The organism is Nocardia sp. CA-107356 (assembly GCF_050946365.1).
Classification (GTDB): Bacteria; Actinomycetota; Actinomycetes; order Mycobacteriales; family Mycobacteriaceae; genus Nocardia.
Map to the genome: position 1 here is coordinate 6,893,201 of NZ_CP191992.1, position 23,515 is coordinate 6,916,715.

16 protein-coding genes, 3 rRNA genes and 1 pseudogene are annotated in these 23,515 nt (G+C 63.8%); 6 read left to right on the top strand and 14 right to left on the bottom strand.

Annotated features, from left to right (window positions below):
* Positions 1-2 precede the first annotated feature (2 nt).
* The gene (locus ACQP1G_RS30900; RefSeq protein ID WP_433208964.1) at positions 3-899 is read right to left on the bottom strand and encodes an HAD-IIA family hydrolase; all 897 of its coding nucleotides are present in this window, start codon (positions 897-899) and stop codon (positions 3-5) included.
* Between the two features lie 298 nt (positions 900-1,197).
* On the opposite strand from ACQP1G_RS30900, the gene ACQP1G_RS30905 reads away from it, so the two are divergent.
* Complete coding sequence (locus tag ACQP1G_RS30905; RefSeq protein WP_433193122.1) at positions 1,198-2,124, top strand: hypothetical protein; 927 nt, start codon at positions 1,198-1,200, stop codon at positions 2,122-2,124.
* A 44-nt stretch (positions 2,125-2,168) separates the two neighbouring features.
* Here the strand turns inward: ACQP1G_RS30905 and ACQP1G_RS30910 are convergent.
* The 10 genes and pseudogenes from ACQP1G_RS30910 to ACQP1G_RS30955 all read right to left on the bottom strand — a co-directional run.
* Positions 2,169-3,251: pseudogene (locus ACQP1G_RS30910) on the bottom strand (hypothetical protein); the annotation flags it as partial.
* A gap of 841 nt (positions 3,252-4,092) precedes the next feature.
* Positions 4,093-4,209, bottom strand: a 5S ribosomal RNA gene (gene rrf / locus ACQP1G_RS30915).
* A 135-nt stretch (positions 4,210-4,344) separates the two neighbouring features.
* Positions 4,345-7,475, bottom strand: a 23S ribosomal RNA gene (locus tag ACQP1G_RS30920).
* A 338-nt stretch (positions 7,476-7,813) separates the two neighbouring features.
* Positions 7,814-9,330 (bottom strand): 16S ribosomal RNA (locus tag ACQP1G_RS30925).
* The 16S, 23S and 5S rRNA genes sit together here, the layout of an rRNA operon.
* Before the next feature lie 513 nt (positions 9,331-9,843).
* Positions 9,844-11,133, bottom strand: a complete 1,290-nt coding sequence (gene tyrS / locus ACQP1G_RS30930; RefSeq protein WP_433193123.1) for a tyrosine--tRNA ligase — start codon at positions 11,131-11,133, stop codon at positions 9,844-9,846.
* Between the two features lie 282 nt (positions 11,134-11,415).
* Positions 11,416-11,847, bottom strand: coding sequence for a DoxX family protein (locus tag ACQP1G_RS30935; protein WP_433193124.1), 432 nt, complete (start codon positions 11,845-11,847; stop codon positions 11,416-11,418).
* Positions 11,848-11,955: 108 nt separating this feature from the next.
* Entirely contained in the window at positions 11,956-12,567 is a 612-nt protein-coding gene (locus ACQP1G_RS30940; protein ID WP_433193126.1) for a DNA-3-methyladenine glycosylase, read from the bottom strand.
* A gap of 21 nt (positions 12,568-12,588) precedes the next feature.
* The gene (locus tag ACQP1G_RS30945) at positions 12,589-13,737 is read right to left on the bottom strand and encodes a low temperature requirement protein A (protein WP_433193127.1); all 1,149 of its coding nucleotides are present in this window, start codon (positions 13,735-13,737) and stop codon (positions 12,589-12,591) included.
* 87 nt (positions 13,738-13,824) lie between these two features.
* Positions 13,825-14,715, bottom strand: coding sequence for an RNA polymerase sigma-70 factor (locus ACQP1G_RS30950; RefSeq protein WP_433193128.1), 891 nt, complete (start codon positions 14,713-14,715; stop codon positions 13,825-13,827).
* 90 nt (positions 14,716-14,805) lie between these two features.
* Positions 14,806-15,981, bottom strand: a complete 1,176-nt coding sequence (locus tag ACQP1G_RS30955; protein WP_433193129.1) for an NAD(P)/FAD-dependent oxidoreductase — start codon at positions 15,979-15,981, stop codon at positions 14,806-14,808.
* A gap of 158 nt (positions 15,982-16,139) precedes the next feature.
* Between ACQP1G_RS30955 and ACQP1G_RS30960 the strand changes: the two genes are divergently transcribed.
* From ACQP1G_RS30960 to ACQP1G_RS30980, 5 genes are all read left to right on the top strand, one after another.
* A complete protein-coding gene (locus ACQP1G_RS30960) occupies positions 16,140-16,448 on the top strand; it encodes a hypothetical protein (protein ID WP_433193130.1) in 309 nt (102 codons plus the stop codon).
* Between the two features lie 73 nt (positions 16,449-16,521).
* Positions 16,522-18,048, top strand: a complete 1,527-nt coding sequence (locus tag ACQP1G_RS30965; protein WP_433193131.1) for a multicopper oxidase family protein — start codon at positions 16,522-16,524, stop codon at positions 18,046-18,048.
* Between the two features lie 123 nt (positions 18,049-18,171).
* Positions 18,172-18,903, top strand: a complete 732-nt coding sequence (locus tag ACQP1G_RS30970; RefSeq protein ID WP_433193132.1) for an ABC transporter ATP-binding protein — start codon at positions 18,172-18,174, stop codon at positions 18,901-18,903.
* Complete coding sequence (locus ACQP1G_RS30975) at positions 18,900-19,691, top strand: ABC transporter permease (protein WP_433193133.1); 792 nt, start codon at positions 18,900-18,902, stop codon at positions 19,689-19,691. Before ACQP1G_RS30970 ends, ACQP1G_RS30975 begins: the two co-directional genes overlap by 4 nt.
* A complete protein-coding gene (locus tag ACQP1G_RS30980; protein WP_433193135.1) occupies positions 19,688-20,317 on the top strand; it encodes a TetR family transcriptional regulator in 630 nt (209 codons plus the stop codon). Before ACQP1G_RS30975 ends, ACQP1G_RS30980 begins: the two co-directional genes overlap by 4 nt.
* A 73-nt stretch (positions 20,318-20,390) precedes the next feature.
* On the opposite strand, the gene ACQP1G_RS30985 is transcribed toward ACQP1G_RS30980, so the two are convergent.
* From ACQP1G_RS30985 to ACQP1G_RS30995, 3 genes are all read right to left on the bottom strand, one after another.
* Positions 20,391-20,624 carry a Trm112 family protein gene (locus ACQP1G_RS30985; protein ID WP_354961354.1) on the bottom strand — a complete coding sequence of 78 codons (234 nt, stop codon included), beginning with the start codon at positions 20,622-20,624 and terminating at the stop codon, positions 20,391-20,393.
* 21 nt (positions 20,625-20,645) lie between these two features.
* Positions 20,646-21,113, bottom strand: coding sequence for a GtrA family protein (locus tag ACQP1G_RS30990; RefSeq protein WP_433208967.1), 468 nt, complete (start codon positions 21,111-21,113; stop codon positions 20,646-20,648).
* Between the two features lie 71 nt (positions 21,114-21,184).
* Positions 21,185-23,407: a hypothetical protein gene (locus ACQP1G_RS30995; protein WP_433193136.1), complete on the bottom strand. Its 2,223-nt coding sequence runs from the start codon at positions 23,405-23,407 to the stop codon at positions 21,185-21,187.
* Positions 23,408-23,515: the final 108 nt, after the last annotated feature.

The window sequence follows — 23,515 nt, forward strand, 5'->3', positions numbered from 1 at the left end:
CGCTATCGGATTTCCGAACCGGACGCGCGCACCATCACGGCTCGTCCCGGGTTACGCCGTAAGCGTTCTGCCAAGTCGGCGGCAGGGTCGGCCGGGTCGTTGCCGACCGGCGGATGATTCAGTGCATCCAAGGACGCCGAGATGTAGGTGGGGATCCGGTCCGCAGGAGCGTCGCCCAGTTCGTCGAGGGTGCTCACACCGGTCAGGACAAGCAGGGATTCGAGGCCGACGAGGTTGGCGCCCTCGATGTCGGTGTCCAGGCGGTCGCCCACCACCAGCGCACTGCGCGTTCCGGCACGCACCAAGGCGTCCTCCAGTAGTGGCGCATAGGGTTTGCCCGCCACCAGCGGCTCTCTGCCGGAGGCGGCACGCAGGGCAGCGACCATGGCGCCATTGCCAGGTGCGAGGCCGCGCTCGTTCGGCAACGTCTTATCAGTGTTCGCGGCGACCCACAGTGCGTCCGCGCTCAGCGCGTAAGCCGCCTCGGCAAGGTCCGGCCAGGCGGTGTCGGGCGAATGTCCTTGTACGACAGCGTCGGGCGCGGCGCCGTTGAAACGCCGGATCGAGCGCAGTCCGACCGCATCCACTTCTTTGGCCAAGTCGTCGGTGCCGACGATCAAGACTGTCGCGCCGGGGTCGAGCCGCTCCGCCAGCAACCGCGCCGCCGCCTGCGCACTCGTCACAACGTCATCGGTCTCCACCACGAATCCCAGTTCGGCCAAATGCCGGGCGACCGCGTCCGGACCACGACTCGCGTTATTGGTGACATACACAAGTCGCTGCGACACAGCGGAATCCGCTAACGCCTCCGGCGCACCCTCGATCACCTCGGGCCCGCGATACAGCGTGCCATCCAAATCCAGCAGCAGAGCCTCGTACCGATCCCGTAGCCGCTTCACACCACTCTCACTCCATGTCACCGACCGGGCACCTTGCCGTTGTTCCCGGGGCACCCTCGAACGCTCAGCCTGCAGTTCCTCGGCAGCGACCGAGACATTCGAACACTACGCCAGCCCGTCGACAGGAAAATAACGGCGTCGACCGGCGGTGCACCCCAAGCACTTTCCCGAACACTCGCCCAGATCGCCAGCGCGTTGTGCGACACCGCCAACCGTGTCCGAGCAACTCGCCGTCGCCGACCTTGCACGCCAACCTTCATCGAACATATTTTCGATTTCCCAGCGTACGTTGGTCGCCATGGTCAGCTCCCAGCACGAGGCTATGCACCGCCTCTTTCAGCACGACCCGGGCACATTCGCCCGCGCGTTCCGCGCCCTCGGCCTGCCCTTCCCCGAGCCGCTCGAGGTGGTCCTGCTGTCCACAGACCTGACCGAACCCGCACCGGTCGAGCGCCGAGCCGACACCGTCCTACGCGTCACCTCCGCCAGAGGCCCGTTCCTGCTTCTCGTCGAAGCACAGAGCAAACATGACCCGACCAGACCAGCGGCTTGGGCCTACTACATTGCCTTCCTCTATGCCAAATACGTCCTGCCGATCGTTCTGCTCGTGGTGTGCCAAGACCGGATAACCGCCAGCTGGGCCCGAGGTCCCCTGCCGATCGGCATGCCCCAATGGACCAGCCTGTCCGTTCATCCCCTCGTTCTCGGACCACACAATGTGCCCGCGGTAACCGACGTTGCCATTGCCGAATCCGACATCCCACTAGCCACCTTGTCCGCGATCACGCACGCCAAAGACCAGTGCGCCAGTGCGATACTGGAGACACTGGCCGCAGCATTGCGGAGCCTCGGAGGAACCCAAGAACACAACATCTTCGCCGAACTCACCGAAATGGGCCTCGGCGACAACCCGGCCGCCGCTGATATCTGGAGGAAACTGATGGCCCTGGATCTCGCGTTCTACCGCTCCGAGACGTCGAACCGCCTGCGCGCAGAAGGCCGTGAACAGGGGCGCGAACAAGGCCGCGAACAAGGTCACGAAGCAGGTGTGGTCGAGGAACGAGTCGCGGCGATTCTACGAACCCTGGCCCACCGCGAAGTGGAAGTCCCCGAGGCAGCCCGTCTGCGAATCTCTACCTGCCCGAACCGCGACACATTGGCCGACTGGGCCGACCGCGCCTACACCATCACCCGAGTCGACGAACTCTTCACCGACGAGCCCTGACTCCGCTTCCTGTTGTCGCGCTTCGCGGCACCGCCCACTCGCCGCTAGAGGTCGGTGTCGCCGGTTAGTTCTTCGGCGCGTTCCTCTGCATCGGTTTCGCCATCGAGGTCGGCGGAGGCGGCGTTGAGGAACCAGGTGAGGCCCTCGGCGGTGCGGCCTGCGGCGACCAGAGCGTCGGCGTAGGCGTAGAACAGACGCGCGGCGGCGGAGCCCGTGCGAGACGGGTCCAGATCCGAGGTTTGTAAGGTGACCACGGCCTGGTCGTATTGGCCGAGGTCCATGCGAGCGCCCGCTACCACAATGCGGAGTTCGGTGGCCTCGTCACCGGTCAGGGAGCGGGCCTCGTCGCTACGACCCAATTCGATGGCGCGTTCGGGGCGGCCGAGGCCGCGCTCACAGTCGGCCATCACGGCGAGCAGACCGGAACCGCCCGACATCCGCCGGGCCGTGCGCAGTTCGGAAAGGGCCTCGGCCCATTCGCCCGCATGGTAAGCGGTGACGCCAGCGGTTTCGCGGACCACGGCAATGCGACCGGCGCGATGGCGGGCCGCCCGCGCATGGGCCAGAGCAAGACGCGGGTCGTCATCGATCAGTCGAGCCGCCATCACGAGGTGGCGGGCGACTGCTTCGGCATTGCTCTTATCCAGGCTCAGCAGATCGCGGCGCACTGCGAGTTCGAGATCGGTGGCCTGAACGTCATCGGGCAAATCCGGCTCTTCCGGGCGCGGCGCGCGGCGCTCCGCTGAACCACCCCCGGCGCGTGCGCCTTCGCCGCCCCGACGGCGGTCCTGCGCGTCATCGCCGCGCTGACTCCAGCCGCCACGCTGGCCCGAATCACCCCGCCCACCGGAGTCACCACCACGGTTGAAACCGCCACGCGGACCAGCATCTTCACGCCGCTTGAACCCGCCGCGGTCGCTGGCGTCACCCCGTTGACCCGAATCGCCGCCGCGCTTGAAGCCACCACGGTCACCGGAGCCACCACGGTTGAAACCACCGCGCTCGCCGGAATCACCGCGATTCCCGGAGCTACTGCGGCCGTAGCTACCACGATCACCTGAATCACCACGGTTGCCACCACGATCCCCAGAGCCGCCACGGTTGTAGCCACGGTCACCGGAGTCGCTCCGCTGACCTGCATCGCCACCGCGTTTGAAGCCACCGCGCTCGCCTGAATCACCGCCGCGGCTATCGCTGCCACGCCGATCCGAGTCTTCACGGCGCTTGAAGCCGCCACTGTCCTGGGACCCACCGCGGCCACCCGCATCATTGCGGCTGAACCCGCCACGATCACCAGAATCGCCACTTCGTTTGAAGCCACCGCGATCTGAGCCACCTCGGTTGAAACCGCCGCGGTCACCAGATTCGCCGGAGCGCTTGAAGCCCCCCCGCTCACCGGAGCCGCCTCGGTCACCGGAATCACCGCGCTGGTCGGAGTCACCGCGATTGAAGCCAGCGCGGCCACCGGTGCCGCCACGTTTGAAGCCGCCGCGGTCACTGGACTCGGACCGGCTGCCGGAATCACCACGGTTGAAACCGCCACGATCACCGGAATTGCCACGGGAGCCGGAGTCGCGACGATCTGAGCTGCCACGCTCGCCAGAGCCACTGCGGTTGAAACCGCCACGGTCACCAGAGCTGCTTCGATCGCTCGAGTCGCCGCTGCGTTTGAAGCCACCGCGTTCGCTGGAGCTACCTCGGTCGGTGGAGTCGCCGCGAGAGGCACTGCCTCGATCGCGGTCGGGGCCCTCATTGCGCTGGCCGAAGCCGCGCTCGGGACCACCCCGCCGGAAAGACTTCCGGCCGTCGTTCTGTTCCGACACGGTGGCCCCTTTCTAGGTTCCGCCAGAGGTTGTCGAACCTCTGAATTCAATCACGTCTCGGCGGTCGGGCCCGAGCACGGCAAAGATTTAGGTGCACAAACGACGATAGGGGACCCAAAGTTTGGGTCCCCTATCGTGAAGGATGTTCCGGCGGTGTCCTACTCTCCCACACCCTGTCGAGTGCAGTACCATCGGCGCTGGTGGCCTTAGCTTCCGGGTTCGGAATGGGACCGGGCGTTTCCCCACCGCTATAGCCGCCGTAACTCTATGAAACTATCCACACCGACAGCGCAACAACCCGAAACAAAAGAGATTCTGGAATCCCCTTCTCCCGGATTGTGTGCCGCAGTGTCTGTGTGTTGTTTCAGATACCGCACAGTGGACGCGTAGCTTCTTTGTTGGTAAGTCCTCGGCCGATTAGTACCAGTCACCTACACCCGTTACCGGGCTTCCAGTTCTGGCCTATCAACCCCATGGTCTGTGGGGGGCCTTAACCACTCGAAGTGGTGAGAAACCTCATCTTGGAACAGGCTTCCCGCTTAGATGCTTTCAGCGGTTATCCCTTCCGAACGTAGCTAACCAGCAGTGCCCTTGGCAGGACAACTGGCACACCAGAGGTTCGTCCGTCCCGGTCCTCTCGTACTAGGGACAGCCTTCCTCAAGTTTCTGACGCGCGCGGCGGATAGAGACCGAACTGTCTCACGACGTTCTAAACCCAGCTCGCGTGCCGCTTTAATGGGCGAACAGCCCAACCCTTGGGACCTACTCCAGCCCCAGGATGCGACGAGCCGACATCGAGGTGCCAAACCATCCCGTCGATATGGACTCTTGGGGAAGATCAGCCTGTTATCCCCGGGGTACCTTTTATCCGTTGAGCGACACCGCTTCCACTTGCCGGTGCCGGATCACTAGTCCCGACTTTCGTCCCTGCTCGAGCTGTCACTCTCACAGTCAAGCTCCCTTGTGCACTTGCACTCGACACCTGATTGCCAACCAGGCTGAGGGAACCTTTGGGCGCCTCCGTTACATTTTAGGAGGCAACCGCCCCAGTTAAACTACCCACCAGGCACTGTCCCTGAACCAGATCATGGTCCGAGGTTAGAAGTCCAATACGATCAGAGTGGTATTTCAACGATGACTCCACACACACTGGCGTGCATGCTTCACAGTCTCCCACCTATCCTACACAAACCGTACCGAACACCAATACCAAGCTATAGTGAAGGTCCCGGGGTCTTTTCGTCCTGCCGCGCGTAACGAGCATCTTTACTCGTAATGCAATTTCGCCGAGTCTGTGGTTGAGACAGCAGAGAAGTCGTTACGCCATTCGTGCAGGTCGGAACTTACCCGACAAGGAATTTCGCTACCTTAGGATGGTTATAGTTACCACCGCCGTTTACCGGGGCTTAAATTCTCAGCTTCGCGCCGAAGCGCTAACCGGTCCTCTTAACCTTCCGGCACCGGGCAGGCGTCAGTCCGTATACATCGTCTTACGACTTCGCACGGACCTGTGTTTTTAGTAAACAGTCGCTTCTCTCTGGTCTCTGCGACCCAACCCAGCTCCGAGAGTAAATCTCATCACCAGACCGGGTCCCCCTTCTCCCGAAGTTACGGGGGCATTTTGCCGAGTTCCTTAACCACAGTTCTCTCGATCGCCTTAGTATTCTCTACCTGACCACCTGTGTCGGTTTGGGGTACGGGCCGTGTACCAACTCACTAGAGGCTTTTCTCGGCAGCATAGGATCACTGAATTCACCTCAATCGGCTACGCATCACCTCTCAGGCTTAATGTTGTGCGGATTTACCTACACAACGCCCTACAGGCTTACACCAGTACAACCACTGACTGGCCCAGCTACCTTCCTGCGTCACCCCATCGCTTGACTACTACAGCAAGGGTCGTATGCAGCCACTTCTCTTCACCCGAAGGTGATAGGTCCGCTTTTGGATACTTAGCACCACTGATTCGCCATTGGGCGCGGATACACGGGTACGGGAATATCAACCCGTTGTCCATCGACTACGCCTGTCGGCCTCGCCTTAGGTCCCGACTCACCCTGGGCGGATTAACCTGGCCCAGGAACCCTTGGTCATTCGGCGGACGAGTTTCTCACTCGTCTTTCGCTACTCATGCCTGCATTCTCACTCCCACAGCCTCCACAACTGGATCACTCCGCTGCTTCCATGGCTGTAGGACGCTCCCCTACCCACCCGAACCACTGCACCCCGACCCGTAGATCAAGGCGGATGTATTGTTCGAGTGCCGCGGCTTCGGCGGTGTACTTGAGCCCCGCTACATTGTCGGCGCAGAATCACTTGACCAGTGAGCTATTACGCACTCTTTCAAGGGTGGCTGCTTCTAAGCCAACCTCCTGGTTGTCTTCGCGACTCCACATCCTTTTCCACTTAGTACACGCTTAGGGGCCTTAGCCGGCGATCTGGGCTGTTTCCCTCTCGACTACGAAGCTTATCCCCCGCAGTCTCACTGCCACGCTCTCACACACCGGCATTCGGAGTTTGGCTGATTTCGGTAAGCTTGTAGGCCCCCTAGACCATCCAGTAGCTCTACCTCCGGTGTGAAACACGTGACGCTGCACCTAAATGCATTTCGGGGAGAACCAGCTATCACGGAGTTTGATTGGCCTTTCACCCCTACCCACAGCTCATCCCCTCAGTTTTCAACCTAAGTGGGTTCGGGCCTCCACGACGTCTTACCGTCGCTTCACCCTGGCCATGGGTAGATCACTCCGCTTCGGGTCTAGAACATGCGACTCAAACGCCCTATTCGGACTCGCTTTCGCTACGGCTACCCCACACGGGTTAACCTCGCCACATGCCACTAACTCGCAGGCTCATTCTTCAAAAGGCACGCCATCACCCACCAGTCCAAAGACTGCGCAGGCCCTGACGGATTGTAAGCGCACGGTTTCAGGTACTATTTCACTCCCCTCCCGGGGTACTTTTCACCTTTCCCTCACGGTACTAGTCCGCTATCGGTCACCAGGGAGTATTCAGGCTTACCGGGTGGTCCCGGCAGATTCACAGCAGATTTCACGGGCCCGCTGCTACTCGGGCATCATCCACAACAGCCGTTGAGTTTTCACTTACCGGGCTATCACCGTCTACGGCGGGCCGTTCCAGACCACTTCAACTAACACAACGGTTTCTGACTGTCGCTCAGACCGGCAGATCTGAGAAGAATGACCCCACTACCCCACACACGCAACCCCTGCCGGGTATCACACGTGCATGGTTTAGCCTCATCCGCTTTCGCTCGCCACTACTCACGGAATCACTATTGTTTTCTCTTCCTGTGGGTACTGAGATGTTTCACTTCCCCACGTTCCCTCCACACACCCTATATATTCAGATGCGGGTAACACGACATCACTCGTGCTGGGTTTCCCCATTCGGAAATCCTCGGATCTCAGCTCGGTTGACAGCTCCCCGAGGCTTATCGCAGCCTCCTACGTCCTTCATCGGCTCCTGGTGCCAAGGCATCCACCGTACGCTCTTAAACACTTACTAACAAAGATGCTCGCGTCCACTGTGCAGTTCTCAAACAACACACCCGAAAGAATCCAATTCCGACACCAGCACCCCAGCACAAAAACTGAAGTCGGTATGATCGAGAACCCGATCGGATCGTTATCTTGCCTGGAAAGAACGCCTGTTCTTTCAGGACCCAACAGTGTGTCGATATATTCACCCGCCAACCCGCCATGAAACGGATCGTTACGCGAGAAAAGCTTGTCAGCGTTCCACCCATGAGCGTCCGCAGTCCCACATACGGGAACTAAACGGTCTCTGGCATCAACGTTTACCATCCCCGACTCTTCGGGGTGCGATGCAGAAGTGCTCCTTAGAAAGGAGGTGATCCAGCCGCACCTTCCGGTACGGCTACCTTGTTACGACTTCGTCCCAATCGCCAATCCCACCTTCGACGGCTCCCTCCACAAGGGTTAGGCCACCGGCTTCGGGTGTTACCGACTTTCATGACGTGACGGGCGGTGTGTACAAGGCCCGGGAACGTATTCACCGCAGCGTTGCTGATCTGCGATTACTAGCGACTCCAACTTCACGGGGTCGAGTTGCAGACCCCGATCCGAACTGAGACCGGCTTTAAGGGATTCGCTCCACCTCACGGTATCGCAGCCCTCTGTACCGGCCATTGTAGCATGTGTGAAGCCCTGGACATAAGGGGCATGATGACTTGACGTCGTCCCCACCTTCCTCCGAGTTGACCCCGGCAGTCTCTCACGAGTCCCCGCCATTACGCGCTGGCAACATAAGATAAGGGTTGCGCTCGTTGCGGGACTTAACCCAACATCTCACGACACGAGCTGACGACAGCCATGCACCACCTGTACACCGACCACAAGGGGGCCTACATCTCTGCAGGTTTCCGGTGTATGTCAAACCCAGGTAAGGTTCTTCGCGTTGCATCGAATTAATCCACATGCTCCGCCGCTTGTGCGGGCCCCCGTCAATTCCTTTGAGTTTTAGCCTTGCGGCCGTACTCCCCAGGCGGGGTACTTAATGCGTTAGCTACGGCACGGATCCCGTGGAAGGAAACCCACACCTAGTACCCACCGTTTACGGCGTGGACTACCAGGGTATCTAATCCTGTTCGCTACCCACGCTTTCGCTTCTCAGCGTCAGTTACTTCCCAGAGACCCGCCTTCGCCACCGGTGTTCCTCCTGATATCTGCGCATTTCACCGCTACACCAGGAATTCCAGTCTCCCCTGAAGTACTCTAGTCCGCCCGTATCGACCGCAAGCTCGCAGTTGAGCTGCAAGTTTTCACGATCGACGCGACGAACCGCCTACAAGCTCTTTACGCCCAGTAATTCCGGACAACGCTCGCACCCTACGTATTACCGCGGCTGCTGGCACGTAGTTGGCCGGTGCTTCTTCTACAGGTACCGTCACTCACGCTTCGTCCCTGTCGAAAGAGGTTTACAACCCGAAGGCCGTCATCCCTCACGCGGCGTCGCTGCATCAGGCTTCCGCCCATTGTGCAATATTCCCCACTGCTGCCTCCCGTAGGAGTCTGGGCCGTGTCTCAGTCCCAGTGTGGCCGGTCACCCTCTCAGGTCGGCTACCCGTCGTCGCCTTGGTAGGCCATTACCCCACCAACAAGCTGATAGGCCGCGGGCCCATCCTGCACCGATAAATCTTTCCACCACAAGACATGCATCCCATGGTCATATCCGGTATTAGACCCAGTTTCCCAGGCTTATCCCGAAGTGCAGGGCAGATCACCCACGTGTTACTCACCCGTTCGCCGCTCGTGTACCCCGAAGGGCCTTACCGCTCGACTTGCATGTGTTAAGCACGCCGCCAGCGTTCGTCCTGAGCCAGGATCAAACTCTCCGTTGAAGACTCTTGAAACAACCCCAAAAGGGCGAATCAGAAGAATTAACCAGAGTCCGAAAACCTTGGCAAAACAAAACGCCAACAAAAGTATTTGCTGACTAAATGTCCGACCCACCCAAACGGGGGTTTGAGGAGCCGGAACCAATAAAAAATTGGCACTGACATTCATCGACACACTATTGAGTTCTCAAAGAACACACGCACGCAGTTCGACCCCAGATTCTCTCGGGGGGCTTGCTGAGGCAACTTTTCCAGCCTAGCCAATCGTTCGAGCAGAGTCAAGCCACTCGTCCGATCCGGTCTTGCTGACCGTCAGGCGCTCCTCGTACTACCTCGTTTCCCAGGCCTTTCGGCTCCGGGTCGGTGTCCGTGTCGCTCTGACTTGGATAAAGTTACGCGGCGGGGAACGCCGAGTCAAATCCGCACTACACGCATGTCATTTCGCAGGTCAGAGGCCATCCAACCCCCCGAAAAGCAGGCTCGGGCCACTCGAATGTGACCCGAGCCACGTGATCTTTATGCGCCCGCCCGCAGTACGCCGGCGAAGTTCCGCTTGCCCCGGCGCAGCACCAGCCATCGACCGTGCAGGTAGTCGGCATCGGCGGGGGTCCATTCGAGGTCGGAGATCCGCTCGTTGTTCACCGACGCCCCGCCCTCGTTCACCGCGCGCCGTGCCGCACCACGGCTTTCCGACAGACCCGTCGCCACCAGCAGGTCGACGATGGTGCTGTGCGCTCCCGGTCCGACCTCGGCGAGCGTGCCGTCGACGGCGGCTTCCCGCAGCGCCGCTGCCAGCGTCGCTTCATCCAGTTCACGCAGATCCGCGCGACCGAACAACGCCTGACTCGCCAACTGCACGGCGCGGGTGTTCGCCTCGCCGTGCACGAGGTTCGTCATCTCCTCGGCCAACTTGCGCTGCGCTTCCCGCGCATGCGGGCGCTCGACGGTGGCCAGTTCCAGCTCGGTCAACTCTTCGCGGGACAGGAAGGTGAACCAGCGCAGGTAGCGCGCAACATCGGCGTCGGCCGTATTCACGAAGTACTGGTACCAGGCGTAGGGGCTGGTCATCTCCGGGTCGAGCCACAGGCTGCCGCCGCCGGTCGATTTGCCAAACTTCTTGCCATCGGCCGATGTGACCAGCGGAAGGGTCAGCGCATGGACCGACGCGCCGTCCACGCGGCGGTTCAGCTCGACACCCGCGATGATGTTGCCCCACTGATCCGAGCCGCCGACCTGCAGCGCGCAGCCGTACTTGCGGCGCAGCTGCAGGTAGTCGTTGGCCTGCAACAGCATGTAGCTGAACTCGGTGTAGGAGATGCCCTCGCCATCGAGGCGGCGCTTGATGGTGTCGCGGGACAGCATGACATTGACCGAGAAGTGCTTGCCGATATCGCGCAGGAAGTCGATGGTCGACAGCTGGCCGGTCCAGTCCATGTTGTTGGCGATGATCGCGCCGGTGGGTGAATCGTCGAGGTCGACGAAGCGCTCCAACTGGGAGCGGATCCGGCCGGCCCACTCAGCGACGGTGTCGGTCGAGTTCATGGTGCGCTCGCCGACATCACGTGGGTCGCCGATGAGGCCGGTGGCGCCGCCGGCCAGCACGATCGGGCGGTGACCCGCACGCTGGAACCGGCGCAGCGCGAGCAGCGGGACCAGGTGTCCGGCGTGCAAACTCGCCGCGGTGGGGTCGAAACCTGCATAGAGCGCCAGCGGGCCTGCGGCCGCTGCCGCGCGCAGGGCGTCCAGGTCGGTGGACTGCGCGATCAGTCCGCGCCAGGTCAGTTCGTCAATGATGTCGCCGCTCACGCCTGCGCCTCGCTGGCGCTCGGCTTCGGCGTGCGCGAGGCGCGCTGGCACATGGTTCGCTCACTTCGTTCGCTCACGCTGACCTATCTTTCCGCACCGGTCCCCGCGACCGGCATGCCCCTCGGGTCTCGCCGCGCGCTGCCGCGCAGGTCGAACGATATTCCGGGGCTACTCAGTGGCGGCGAGCCCATCGCTGAGGATCTGGGTGAAGCGGGCGTCGGCCCGGAATACGACAACGATCGGCGGACCGAGGTCTGCCGATCGTGTGCGTTGTTCAGATGTTCAGCGAGACAGCAACTCCCGCACCGCGATGATGCTGTCGCGACGCTGCCAGGCGATCCAGACGAACACCACGCCCAACACCAGCGGGAAAGGTGCCAGGGCGGGCGCACCGAGCAGGAACATCTGGGTCAGCGCCGCGCACACCATGGTGATGGTCAGGCCGACGGCCGCGGGGGCGGTCAGGCGGGGCATCAGCAGGCCGATGCCGCCGGAGAGTTCGACGACGCCGGTGAAGTAGCGGAACCACTGTCCCCAGCCGATGGTGTCGAAGGATTCGACCGCCGCGTGCGCGCCGAGCAGCTTCGGGGCGGCGGAGGCGACCACGAAGAACAGCGCCAGCAGGATCTGCACGGTCCAGAGCGCGGTATTCATCTTCTTGCCGGGGCGGTGGGCGGCGGTGGTGAGCGGTGCGGCGGCGGCGATGGCGGTCATGATGTCTTTCCTTCGGGTCGGTCGCGCCGGGTGGAGCGCGTTCAACAGATAGGACGGACATCGCGGCAAAAACTCATCGTTCGCCCAGAAAATCGCTGCCACCAGGCGTTATATCGCTTTGATCGGTGCGCGTGGGCTACGCCGGTAGACCGAGACAGCGGGCGATGCGAGCCAGAATCGCCACGGCACATCCGCCGCACTGCTGACCCCGACACGCGGCCCGCTGGCGATCTCGGCGGAGTCGATCGCACCGTTGAGTTCCAGCTGGATCGGCGACGCCGGATCGAATAGCGGAGTTCCGTAGTCACTCAGCGTGATTCCCAGAGCGCTGCCGAGATTGCCTGGGCCCCTTGCCAAATCGGCGTCCGTCCGGGCCGCGGGCCGCCGCGCCCGTACCGTCTCCAGGCCCGCGACCACCTCGCCCGACCGGATGAGCACCGCGCTCGCCGTGCCGTCCGGTCCACTGGTCACATTCACGCACATGTGCATTCCGTAGCTGAGATAGACGTACAGCACCCCGGCAGGCCCGAACATCACCGCATTGCGCTTGGTCCGCCCGCGACCGGAATGCGATGCCGGATCCGGCCACGGTCCGGCCGGGTCGCCGCCGTATGCCTCGACCTCGACGATCCGCACACCCACCGGTCCGGCCCACATCGTCGAGCCCAGCAGTCGTCGGGCCGCGGCGGGCGGTTCGACCGCGAGTTCCTCACTACGCACGACTCACCATTGTTCCCGACGTCAAACGTAGCGGCTGTGCTGGCCGGAGCGCAGGGTGATGAGGTCGTCGATGATCACCGCGGCGTAACCGACCGCGACCAGCACCGCGAGCTGTAACCAAGCCACCGACGCGATACCGATCGGGATGGTTGCCGCCACCGCGGCGGCGGCGATGAGCCGCGACCACGGACGCGGCAGACCGAGTGCGAGCCGGAAACAGAATTGGCCGAAGAAATACAGGGCGACACCACCGGAGAGTGCCGAGGCAGCGCCGATGGACGCGGATTCGTTGCCGTGCGCGATGGTCATATTGATGCCAGCCGCAGTGACAGTGATGCCGATCAGCAGCGGATAGAGCGAGTAGCCGTAGGCGAGCACCGCAGGACGTGAACGTTCCCGGTCCGGGACGGCAGCCAGCGCCTGCTCGCCGCGGTCGTCATCGATACCGAAGTACGCCCACCACAGCACATAGGCCAGGCAGAGGCCGAGCGCGACGGTGGCGATCAACGGCACGGTCAGCTTCTCCCCCGCCAGACCGACGCCGATCGCGACCACCGACTCGCCGATGGCGACGATGATCACCAACCCGTTCCGCTCGCAGAAATGGCTGGCCCGCACCACGAAATCGCGGGTGTCGACCAGGTAGGGGCTGAGCACCTGCACCGCGAGCGCCGCGGTCCAGCACAGGTACTGCCACCATCCGTGCACGAAACCGCCCGTCAGTACGAGCACCGCCGCAAGCGCGTTCAACGGCGCGATGCGTTTGATCGCCTGCGTCGCCGACGGGCCGCCGCTGACCCAGAACAGCGCGGTGTGCACGGTGTTGACCAGGACGTAGCCGAGACCGAATGCCAGACCGGTGCCGTGGAAGGCGTCCGGGATGGCCAGCGCCAGGACGAAGAATCCGAACATGCCGATCAACAGCAGGGTGCGGCGCTGCGAACTGTTCGGCGCCACTTCGTTGGTGAGCCAGACAAATCCGCTGTACATCCACCAGATGACCCCGAACAAGACCACCACCTGCGCCAACGCCCCCCAGCCCGGATGGTGGGTGAAGACATGGGTCAACTGGGTGATGGTGAAGACGAAGACGAGGTCGAAGAAGAGCTCCAGGGTGGAAACCCGGACCTGTCCTCCGTCCACGGCCGTTGGCGTGGTCTGGCTGTTCACGGCAAGAGCGTAGAACGGTGCGGCGAGTGCGGCGCGCCGAGTGCGCGCGGGTTTGCCGAGGCGAGCCGGTCGACCGTTCAGGCAATATCAGCCGAGCACATCCGTACCCATGTACAGCCCCTTGAGCTTGCTCGGGTTCACCTGGAAACGCAGGTTGTGGATGTGGCCATCGATGATGTCGTAGGTGAACGCCGCCACCGGGTTTCCGTCGATGAGCGCCAGCGCACCCAGTTCGCCATTGATGTGCGCGGATTCGAGCACGACGCCGGCGACCGTCGGTTTGGCCAGTACGCCGAGGACCCAGCGGGCCACATGGTCCGGACCGAACAGCGGGCGCCGGGCCGCGGTGACCACACCGCCGCCGTCGGACCACGAGGTCACGTCGGGGGCGAGCAGACCCATCAGGGCGTTGAGATCGCCACCGGCGCAGGCCGACATGAACTGTTCGGTGATGTGCGCGCGCTCGGCCTTATCGGTATCGAAACGCGGGCGGCGCGATTGCACGTGCGAGCGGGCCCGGTGCGCGATCTGGCGGACGGTGGCCTCGGGTTTGTCGAGGGTGTCGGCGATTTCGGCGTGGCTGTAGCCGAAGACCTCGCGCAGCAGGAAGACCGCGCGCTCCACGGGATTCAGGGTTTCCAGCACCACCAGCATCGCGGTGGAGACGGTGTCGGCCAACTCGGTCTCCTCGGCGATATTCGGTGATGTCAACAAGGGTTCGGGAAGCCACGGGCCGACATAGGTTTCGCGCTTGGCCTTGGCGGAAGTGAGTCGGTTCAATGAGAGGTTGGTGACCGTGCGAACGAGATACGACTTGGGATGCCGGACTGTCGACTGATCGGTTTCGTTCCACTTCAGCCAGGTGTCCTGGAGGATGTCCTCGGCATCGGTGACGGTGCCCAGCATCCGGTAGGCGGTGGAAAACAGCAGCCGCCGGTGTTCGATGAAGGGATCCTGTGCGGGCGTAGCGTCAACCATTGGGCTCGTTCGCCTCCCGAAATCACTGGTCAAGTCAAAAACTTACCGCCCGCCGACGATTTCGGCGGCAGGCGGCAGGATCTGTTCGCGTCATGCGGCGACACGAGTCGCCTTGCCACCCTTGGACAGCTGGACCGAGACCGTCACCTTCTTGCTGAGCTTGAAGCTGGGTACCGGGCTGCTGCTCACGCTCTCCTTGTACAGCACCGCGGCGCGTCCGGTGAGGTAGAACCGGGCCGGGGTGTCGTCGGCCTTGGTGAACTGGATGACCGCGTCCTTGCGCCCGAGGCTGACCGGCTGGTGGAAGTAGCCGAACCGGAACGGCTTGACCGTCTTACCTTTCAGCTGCCGCGCGATGGTGTCGGCGGTGTAGGCGGCGGTCGGCATGCCGGACTGACAGGTGCCGTGGATCTGGCCCCAGGCCTGGCGCACGGCGGCGGCATCGCCGATGGCGTGGATATTGGGGTGCGAGACCGAGCGCAGGGTCGAGTCGACAACGATCAGCCCGCGCGCGTCGGTTTCGATACCAGCCCGCGCGGCCAGTGGTGAGACGCGGACGCCCGTGGTCCACAGGGTCAGATCGGCCGAGATCAGTTCGCCATCGGCGAGTTCGACCGCGTCGGGCATTACCTTGGTGACCGCTTGGCCGACTTCGCGGGCGACACCGAGCCGGTCGAGCGCCTTGTTCAAATAGGCGCGGGCCTCAGCACCCATCATCGCGCCCGGTTCGCTGCTGCTGATCAGCGTGACCTTCGCGTCCGGGTAGCTTTCGGCGATTTCGGCCGCCGCCTCGATGCCGGTCAGACCGCCGCCGCAGACCGCGACGGTGCCGCCGTTGGCCGCGATCAGCGCGAGGTGTTCGGAGCAGCGGTGCGCGGTGCGCGGATCGTTCAGGGTCCAGGCGTGATCGGCGGCGCCGGGCACAATGCTGGTGTCGGTGTTGCTGCCCAGGGCGTAGATGAGTTCGTCGTAGTGCAGTGTGGCGGTGCCGTCGAGGTAGACCCGCTGCGCCTCGGGATCGATGGAACTCGCCCAGCCCTGGACGAATTCGACGCCCGAACCCGCCAGGATCTCCGGAATCTGATTGTCGGCCAGTTCCTGGCCCGCGGCGATCTGGTGCATGCGCAGCCGCTCGGTGAAGCGCGACGACGGGTTGACGAGGGTGATCTTCACATCGAGTTTGCGGGTCCGCCGGGCCAGCCGGACGGCGGCCATCATGCCGGTGTAGCCCGCGCCGAGTATGACGATCCGATGCGTGGTGGTCATGGCTTGCTCCCATGGTCGATGTCACCGGGGCAGGTTTCTTGGTTGGTGACGACCATCGGACAAACCACCCCCAATGGACGTGACAGTCACGCAGTGTGATGCGGGTCACGCACCGTTGATGGCGCCGAAATCTGGCCTCTACCAGCTGGAACATCCGAATGGATCAATGCTTTCCGAGTGCCTTCGTGCGGATCAACTGGAACAGGCTCGGGTTATCGGTCGTGGTGACCACGCTGACGATCTTGCGCGCGAACCGGTCCTCCTCGGCAAGCCGCAGAGGCCACCGACCGCCGCGCCGTCACCGTCCGCGCCACCCGGAGCTGTACCGCATGCTCTCCGGCATGAACAACCGCATGGACGATCTGTGCGATCGCGACTCCGAGGCCGAACTGGATCTGGTCGCGGTTTTCCTGCGGCGCACCGCCGCGGCCGGGCACGAAGCTACCGCCGAACTCACCGACGACTGATCGGCCGGAATCAGGGGCGATATGGGGACGCTCCCGGATGTGGCCGGGTACCGCCGATCCCTACCGTCGTCGCATGTCTTCGGTTTCCCGGCCGCGCTGGTTGCGGCGGTTGCTCCTGATTGTCGCGGCGTTCGCGACGGTATTGCTGCTCTCGGTCGGCGGCTGCGTCACGTGGGTGTACAGCGACGCGGCCGTATCCACTGTCGGCAGTAGCGATTTCAGCAATGAACTCGCGATTCCGCCGCTGGCCCAGTCCCGGATCGCAGCGGATGGCACCCGCGTTTTCGAACTCGATATGCGTGCGGGGCGAAGGGAATTCCGCCCCGGACAGGCCACCGAGACATGGGGGTTCAACGGCGACTATCTCGGGCCGACATTACGGGCCCGGCGTGGTGAACGGGTGGAAGTCGAAGTCAGGAACAGTCTTTCGGAGCCATCGACCGTGCACTGGCACGGTATGCATCTGCCGGCCGCGATGGATGGCGGACCGCACCAGATGGTGCAGGCCGGTGGCACGTGGACACCGCGGTGGACCGTGGATCAGCCCGCCGCGACGCTCTGGTACCACCCACATCCGCACGGCGCGACCGAACAGCATGTCCGGCGTGGGCTCGCGGGCATGTTCCTGCTGGATGACGAGGTGTCCGAAGGACTTTCGCTGCCGAAGAACTATGGCGTCGACGATCTGCCCGTCCTTGTGCAGGACGTGAAATTCCGTGGGAACCAGCTCGATTCGTCCCATGGCATGTTCCGCGACGTCGGCTTCCTCGGCGATCGGACCATGGTGAACGGCACCCTGACGCCGTATCGGCATGTCAGCGACGAACTCGTGCGGTTGCGGTTGCTGAATGCGTCGACCGCGCGGGTCTACACCTTCGGCTTCGCCGACGATCGCCGGTTCTCCCTGGTCGCCACCGACGGCGGCCTGCTGGAACGCCCGGTCGCACTGGACCGGGCGCGGTTGTCGCCGGGCGAGCGCGCCGAGATCGTGGTCCGGGTGCGACCTGGTGAGCGGACGGTGCTGCGCAGCACGAAACTCGATGCGGGACTGGACTTCTGGACGCAGCGATTCGCGGGCGGTGACGACAGCTTCGACATTCTGGAGTTGCGCGCGGCATCGACACTGCGACCATCGCCCGACCTGCCGGTGGCATTGGCACATCCGTCGACTCCCGACGGTTCCGACTCGGTGACCGCGCGCGACTTCGAACTGCAGTTGAGCGGAATCAACGGCCGGCCGATGGCAATGGATCGCATCGATTTCAGCGTCATCCGGGGTACGGCCGAGACCTGGGTGGTGCACAACAACGACGGGATGCCACACAACTTCCACATCCATGACGTGCAGTTCCGGGTCCTCGAACTGAACGGCGCGCCGCCGCCGGATGCGTTGACCGGACCGAAGGACACCATCTTCCTGCCGCCCGATGCCAGGGCGAAGATCGCCATGCGGTTCGACGGGCCCGCCGATCCGAACTCGCCGTACATGTATCACTGCCATCTGCTGTGGCATGAGGACCAGGGCATGATGGGCCAGTTTGCCGTGGTCGAACCGGGACAGTCGGCCGGAACTCCGGCACATCACGAAGGCCACCACTAGCTGGCCGACACCTGGAAAAGCTGGCGACAGGCCGGGCCAGCGCCGTCAACTCTTGTCGTCGCGACCTCAGCGCGGTAAATTCATCACACAGTGAATTCAACACTCGATGAATTGAGGCGTCCCATGACGGACCTGCACTCATCTCCCGCCGTAGAGGTACGCAACCTCACCGTGCGCCGCGGTGGCCGCGAGGTTCTGCACGATATTTCGCTGACCATCCCGCGCGGCTCCATCACCGGACTGCTCGGACCGTCCGGATGCGGTAAGACCACGCTCATGCGCAGCATCGTCGGCACCCAGATCGTGTCGTCCGGCGAGATCTTCGCGCTCGGACTACCGGCGGGCGCGGCGGAACTGCGACACCGGATCGGTTACGTAACGCAGGCACCGAGCATCTACCGCGACATCAGCGTGCGGGAGAATGTCGCCTACTACGCCGCCCTCTACGGCCGCGATCGCGACGACATCGACACGGCCATCGCCGCGGTCGGACTACTCGACCACGCCCGCCAGCGTGGCGACGAACTCTCCGGCGGCCAGGAGACCCGCGCGTCGCTGGCCTGCGCATTGGTCGCGCAGCCCGAGGTACTGATCCTGGACGAACCGACGGTCGGCCTGGATCCGGTGCTGCGCGTCGACCTGTGGAAGCAGTTCCACGAATTGGCCGCGAACGGGACAACGCTGCTGGTCTCGAGCCATGTAATGGACGAGGCCGAGCACTGCGACAAACTGCTGTTGCTGCGTGAGGGCGACCTCCTCGCCCAATTGAGCCCGGACGAACTGCGCACCGAAACCGGTGAACAGAACCTCGAACAAGCCTTCCTCACCCTGATCACGATGGGACGTGCGGCATGACTATCACCCTCGTACCCAACCGCCGCACGCCGACGCTGCGCCCGTACATCGCGACGACCGGACGCATCCTGCGCCAGCTGCGCAACGACCACCGCACCGTCGCAATGATTCTCGTGGTTCCGGCCGTGCTGATGACGCTGCTGTACTTCATCTACAAAGACACCCCGCCCAACCCGTTGAACCCGGTGCCGATCTTCGACCGGGTCGGCATGAGCATGCTCGGCATCCTGCCGTTCATCGTGATGTTCCTGATCACCGCAATCGCCATGCAGCGTGAACGCACCTCGGGCACATTGGAGCGGCTGCTCACCACACCGCTGTCCAAGCTCGATCTGCTCGCCGGTTACGGCACCGCCTTCTCGGTGGCCGCGGCCGCACAAGCAGCGGTCGCCTGTCTGGTCTCCTTCGGTCTGCTCGGTCTCGATTCGGCGGGCAGTCCGGCCTGGGTGGTGGTGATCGCGATGGTCGACGCGATCTGCGGGGTGGCGCTCGGTCTATTGGCAAGTGCCTTCGCGCGCACCGAATTCCAGGCCGTGCAGTTCATGCCGGTAGTGGTCGCACCGCAGATCTTCCTGTGCGGCTTACTCGTTCCGCGCGGGCAGCTGCCGGGCTGGCTGGAGGCAATCAGCAATGTGATGCCGTTGAGTTACGCGGTCGATGCGCTGCAACAGGTTTCGACATATCCGAACGTCACCGGACGGATGTTCTGGGATCTGTTGGTCGTCGCCGGATTCGCCATTGTCGCCCTGTGCCTCGGCGCCGCCACCCTACGGCGGCGGACCGCGTGACGACCGAGGCGACCAACGGCGATCGTGGCGCCCGCTCCGGACGTCGGCCGGGGCAATCCGGCGCCCGCGAGGCGATCTTGTCCGCCGCCCGCACCCGCTTCGCCGAGGGCGGTTTCGACAAGACCTCGATCCGTGCCGTCGCCGCCGACGCCGGGGTCGATCCGGCATTGGTCCACCACTACTTCGGGACCAAACAGCAGCTATTTGCCGCGGTCGTGGATCTGCCGGTCGATCCCGAGGCCACGCTGCGCCGGATCGAGGCCGCACCGCTGGACGAGCTCGGTGAGACCATCATCGGCTCGGTGGTCGCGGTATGGGACTCCCCCGCCGGCCCCGGGGTCGTCGCGGTGGTGCGCAGCATCCTCGCGGGCGGTGATAGCTCGCTGGCCAGGACGTTTATCCTGGACGTCATCCTCGAGCGGGTCCGGGCGCGGATCGCGACACCGGACGATGACGGCCGAGCCCGGGTCGCGTTGGTCGCCACGCAGATGATCGGCGTGCTGGTCGCGCGCAAGATTCTCGAGGTGGAGCCCTTGGCCTCGATGCCGATGCCTGATCTCGTCGCCGCTGTCGGCCCTACCCTTCAGCGCTATCTCACCGGTGAAATCGATACCGCCGCACCATGATCAGCGAGGACCAGCAGGGCATAGGTCGCACCCGGTGGCACCAGCGATGGTGCGCCACCGGGCGCATCCCTACTCAGGCGTCGGCGTGCTGACTGGTGAACGCGGTGTGCTCGGCGTCGGTGACATCGCGGGCCTCATCGATCAGCAGCACCGGGATGCCGTTCTCGATCGGGTAGGCGCGGCGCAGGCGCGGGTTGTAGAGCGCGGTGGCGCCCTTGTCATCGCGGACCAACAGCAGCGGACCCTTGTCCTGCGGGCAGGCGAGCAGGCTCAACAATGTGGCGTCCAAGGCGGTTTCCTCCGGCATGATCGATAACTTACCCGGCGGCTAGAACTGCTCCGCATCGGAACCGCCGGATGACGGCACCGGCTCCCGGCGGAACGAGATGTAGCGATGACCGAAGTAGCTGGCGATCGCGACCAGTCCCATCACCACCACCGCCGACGGCTTACTCGGCAGATGCAGCACCGAGACGGCCAGCGACAGCAACGCCATATTCATCAGCAGGCCACCGGAATTCACGCCGACGAACCGGAGGAAATCGCGGAGCAGGTGGCCCCGCACCCGGAATACCAATGTCCGGTGCAATACGAACGCGATCAGAATGCTGATGGCGTAGGCCAAGACCACTGCGACGGCGGGCGGCACGCTCGTGCCGAGGATCGCCAACCACATGACGGTCAGCCCCATCCCCAGGGCGGTGTTCAGGACACCGACGGCGGCGAATGCGATCTCCTGCCGCTTGACGATGCGCAGCAGCGGCCCCGGGTCCTCGACCTCGTCGGCCCTCGGCACGACCGCCTGACCGGCGTCCGAACTCACCGGATCTTCCGCGCCCGCATTCACCGAATTCGCCGCACCCGTGGTCACCGGATCGCATCCGCCAGATCGGGTTGGAGCGCAGTCGGTTCCGCCGCCGCCGTATCCGCGGTCCCGATATCGGCGGGCTGGTCACCACGCCGCCGGCTCCGCAGATACAGCCACTGCAGCACACCCAATCCGGCCAGGCCGAGCACCGCGGTCGCGCCACCGATCTTCCAGCCCGGCGGACGCCAACTCAACGCCAGGTCGCCATTCTTGGTCCCGGCCGGAACATCAACGGTCACAAAGATTTTCGCGACCACCCGGAACGGAATATCTTTACCGTCCAGCGTCACCCGGTAGCCCGGCCAGCCGAGCCGCGCGAAGACGATCTGCCCGCCGTTCTCCGAATTCACCCGCACCCGGCTGGTCATATCGGATTCCGAGACCGAGGTGGCGGTCACGCCCGTCGCGTCGGCGACCCGACCGTTCTGTGTGGAGACCAGCCCGCTCTCGCGCTCGAGCACCGAGATGTAGCGCTCATGGCCCGGGTAGTCGACCCACTTCCAGCCGGGCGGCGCGGGCTGGTTGCGCGCGTCCGGGTACAGCGCACGCTGCAGCACCACCCGGTCGACCTTCATCAGATCGACGATGGTCCGACCGGTGGTCGGTTCGGTCGCGAACGCTCGGCGATAGGCATCCGGGCAGACGCTGGTATCCCAGCGCATGCAGAGCATGTCGCCGAACCAGTAGTGCCCGTTCGGGGTGTAGCCGCTGACGTAGGTCTTCTCCAGGTCCTTGGCGTAGTTACCGAATACCAGCGATCCGTATGCGCCCTGCAGTGTGCGCTCGTTGGGCTGGATCAGCCCGCGATCGGCGAGTTGCAGTGTGGTGCCGGGAAATTTGGGGAAGGCGGCCTTCATCTCGGGGCGGTTCTCCGGCAGGTTCCAGCTCATCGGTGTCGGCTGCACCATATTCACCTGGAGAAACGCGATCGGGAATACCGCGACGATGGCCAGCGCGCAGGCCGCGGCCGTCCCCCGGTTGCGGCCGAGCCACACGACAGCGGCTCCGAGCGCCGCGACGGCGGCGGCGGAGACCAGATGCCAGCCGATGCGGTGCGGATCCGCGGAGAAGGTCCGCGCGAGCAGCAGCCCGATCAGCAGCGCACCGGCGATACCGCGCCGACGCCAGTCCGCGAAGGTGGCGTAACGCCCGAGCAGCACACACACCAGCACCAGCAGTCCGAGCGCCAGCATCGGCAGTACTCGGGCGGGCCAGCGCAGCGGGCCGATGGTGCCGGGTCCGGCGGTCCACATCAGCGCCATGATCGCGACGAGCGCGGGCGCGGTCAGCTCGCGCGCGCTCGCTCGCGCCTTACCCCAATCGACGAATGCCAGCGCCGGAATCAGGAACCAGGCGATGTACACCACCGGCAACGGTTGGATGTAGCCCCACCAGGAACTGTAGGCGGGCATGGTGGTCGGCAGGCTGGCGTTCAGCGACTCCGACCACGGCACCGTCAGGAACTGGTCGTTATTGATCTGGGAGGTCCCGCGCCAGGTCACCTTCGCCGAGAGCATGCTCGGCAGATAGGTCGCGAGCCCGGCGAGCGCCGCGAAACCGGCCACCGTCAGCAGCCGCAGCGCGGGCTGCCACTTCTTCTGATAGACGAGCTCGCCGACGGCCACCGCGCCGATCATCAGCCCGGCCTCGACGGCCGGGAAGATGTACTGCACCGAAATGGCCAGGTACAGAAAGACAAAGGTCGGAATCGGACCGCTGCGACCACGCGCGTACCGCACACCGGAGGCCCAGGCGTGCACCATCCACGCGGTGCCGGTGAACGCGGTGAACCAACTGGCCTCGTCGAAGAACAGCAGCCACCCGGTGAACGGAATCGAGACGCCGGCGACCGCCGCCCACGCCGGCTTCGCCCCATAGACGAGACAGATCCGGTACACGCCGAGGCCGAGGATGATCGCGAAGATCACCTTGACCACGGTGGTATATAGCGCGAGGTTGTCGACCGAGGGCGCGATCAGATCGATCAGCAGCTGCGGCGGGTTGAGCAGACCCGCCTCTTCGATCGCGTAATTGCCCGCCATCCAATGCTCGGGGACCAGCGCGGGAAGCCGCCCGTCGCGCAACTGCCGCCCGAGCATCACCCATAGCGGGGCGTATTGCGATTCCGTGTCGTCGGTGTAGAAATGCCGGACGTTGGCCAGCAGTACCGCAACATATCCCGCGATCACCCCGAGCGCGGTAATGATGCCCCATTTGTACACGTCCCGAGGGGCTGGGACGCTACTTTCCACCACGAGTTCCAGACCCTACAGGGCAACACCGTTCGCTCGCATCGCCCGCTGGCTCGTGGCCTCAATCCGATCGGCTCC

Bases quoted from the DNA above. Each gene is read 5' to 3' on its own strand.
- ACQP1G_RS30985 (WP_354961354.1), bottom strand. From the start codon at position 20,624: ATGCCGGAGGAAACCGCCTTGGACGCCACATTGTTGAGCCTGCTCGCC.
- ACQP1G_RS30935 (WP_433193124.1), bottom strand. From the start codon at position 11,847: ATGACCGCCATCGCCGCCGCCGCACCGCTCACCACCGCCGCCCACCGC.
- ACQP1G_RS30975 (WP_433193133.1), top strand. From the start codon at position 18,900: ATGACTATCACCCTCGTACCCAACCGCCGCACGCCGACGCTGCGCCCG.
- ACQP1G_RS30955 (WP_433193129.1), bottom strand. From the start codon at position 15,981: ATGACCACCACGCATCGGATCGTCATACTCGGCGCGGGCTACACCGGC.
- ACQP1G_RS30960 (WP_433193130.1), top strand. From the start codon at position 16,140: ATGGATCAATGCTTTCCGAGTGCCTTCGTGCGGATCAACTGGAACAGG.
- ACQP1G_RS30905 (WP_433193122.1), top strand. From the start codon at position 1,198: ATGGTCAGCTCCCAGCACGAGGCTATGCACCGCCTCTTTCAGCACGAC.
- ACQP1G_RS30970 (WP_433193132.1), top strand. From the start codon at position 18,172: ATGACGGACCTGCACTCATCTCCCGCCGTAGAGGTACGCAACCTCACC.
- ACQP1G_RS30965 (WP_433193131.1), top strand. From the start codon at position 16,522: ATGTCTTCGGTTTCCCGGCCGCGCTGGTTGCGGCGGTTGCTCCTGATT.
- ACQP1G_RS30950 (WP_433193128.1), bottom strand. From the start codon at position 14,715: ATGGTTGACGCTACGCCCGCACAGGATCCCTTCATCGAACACCGGCGG.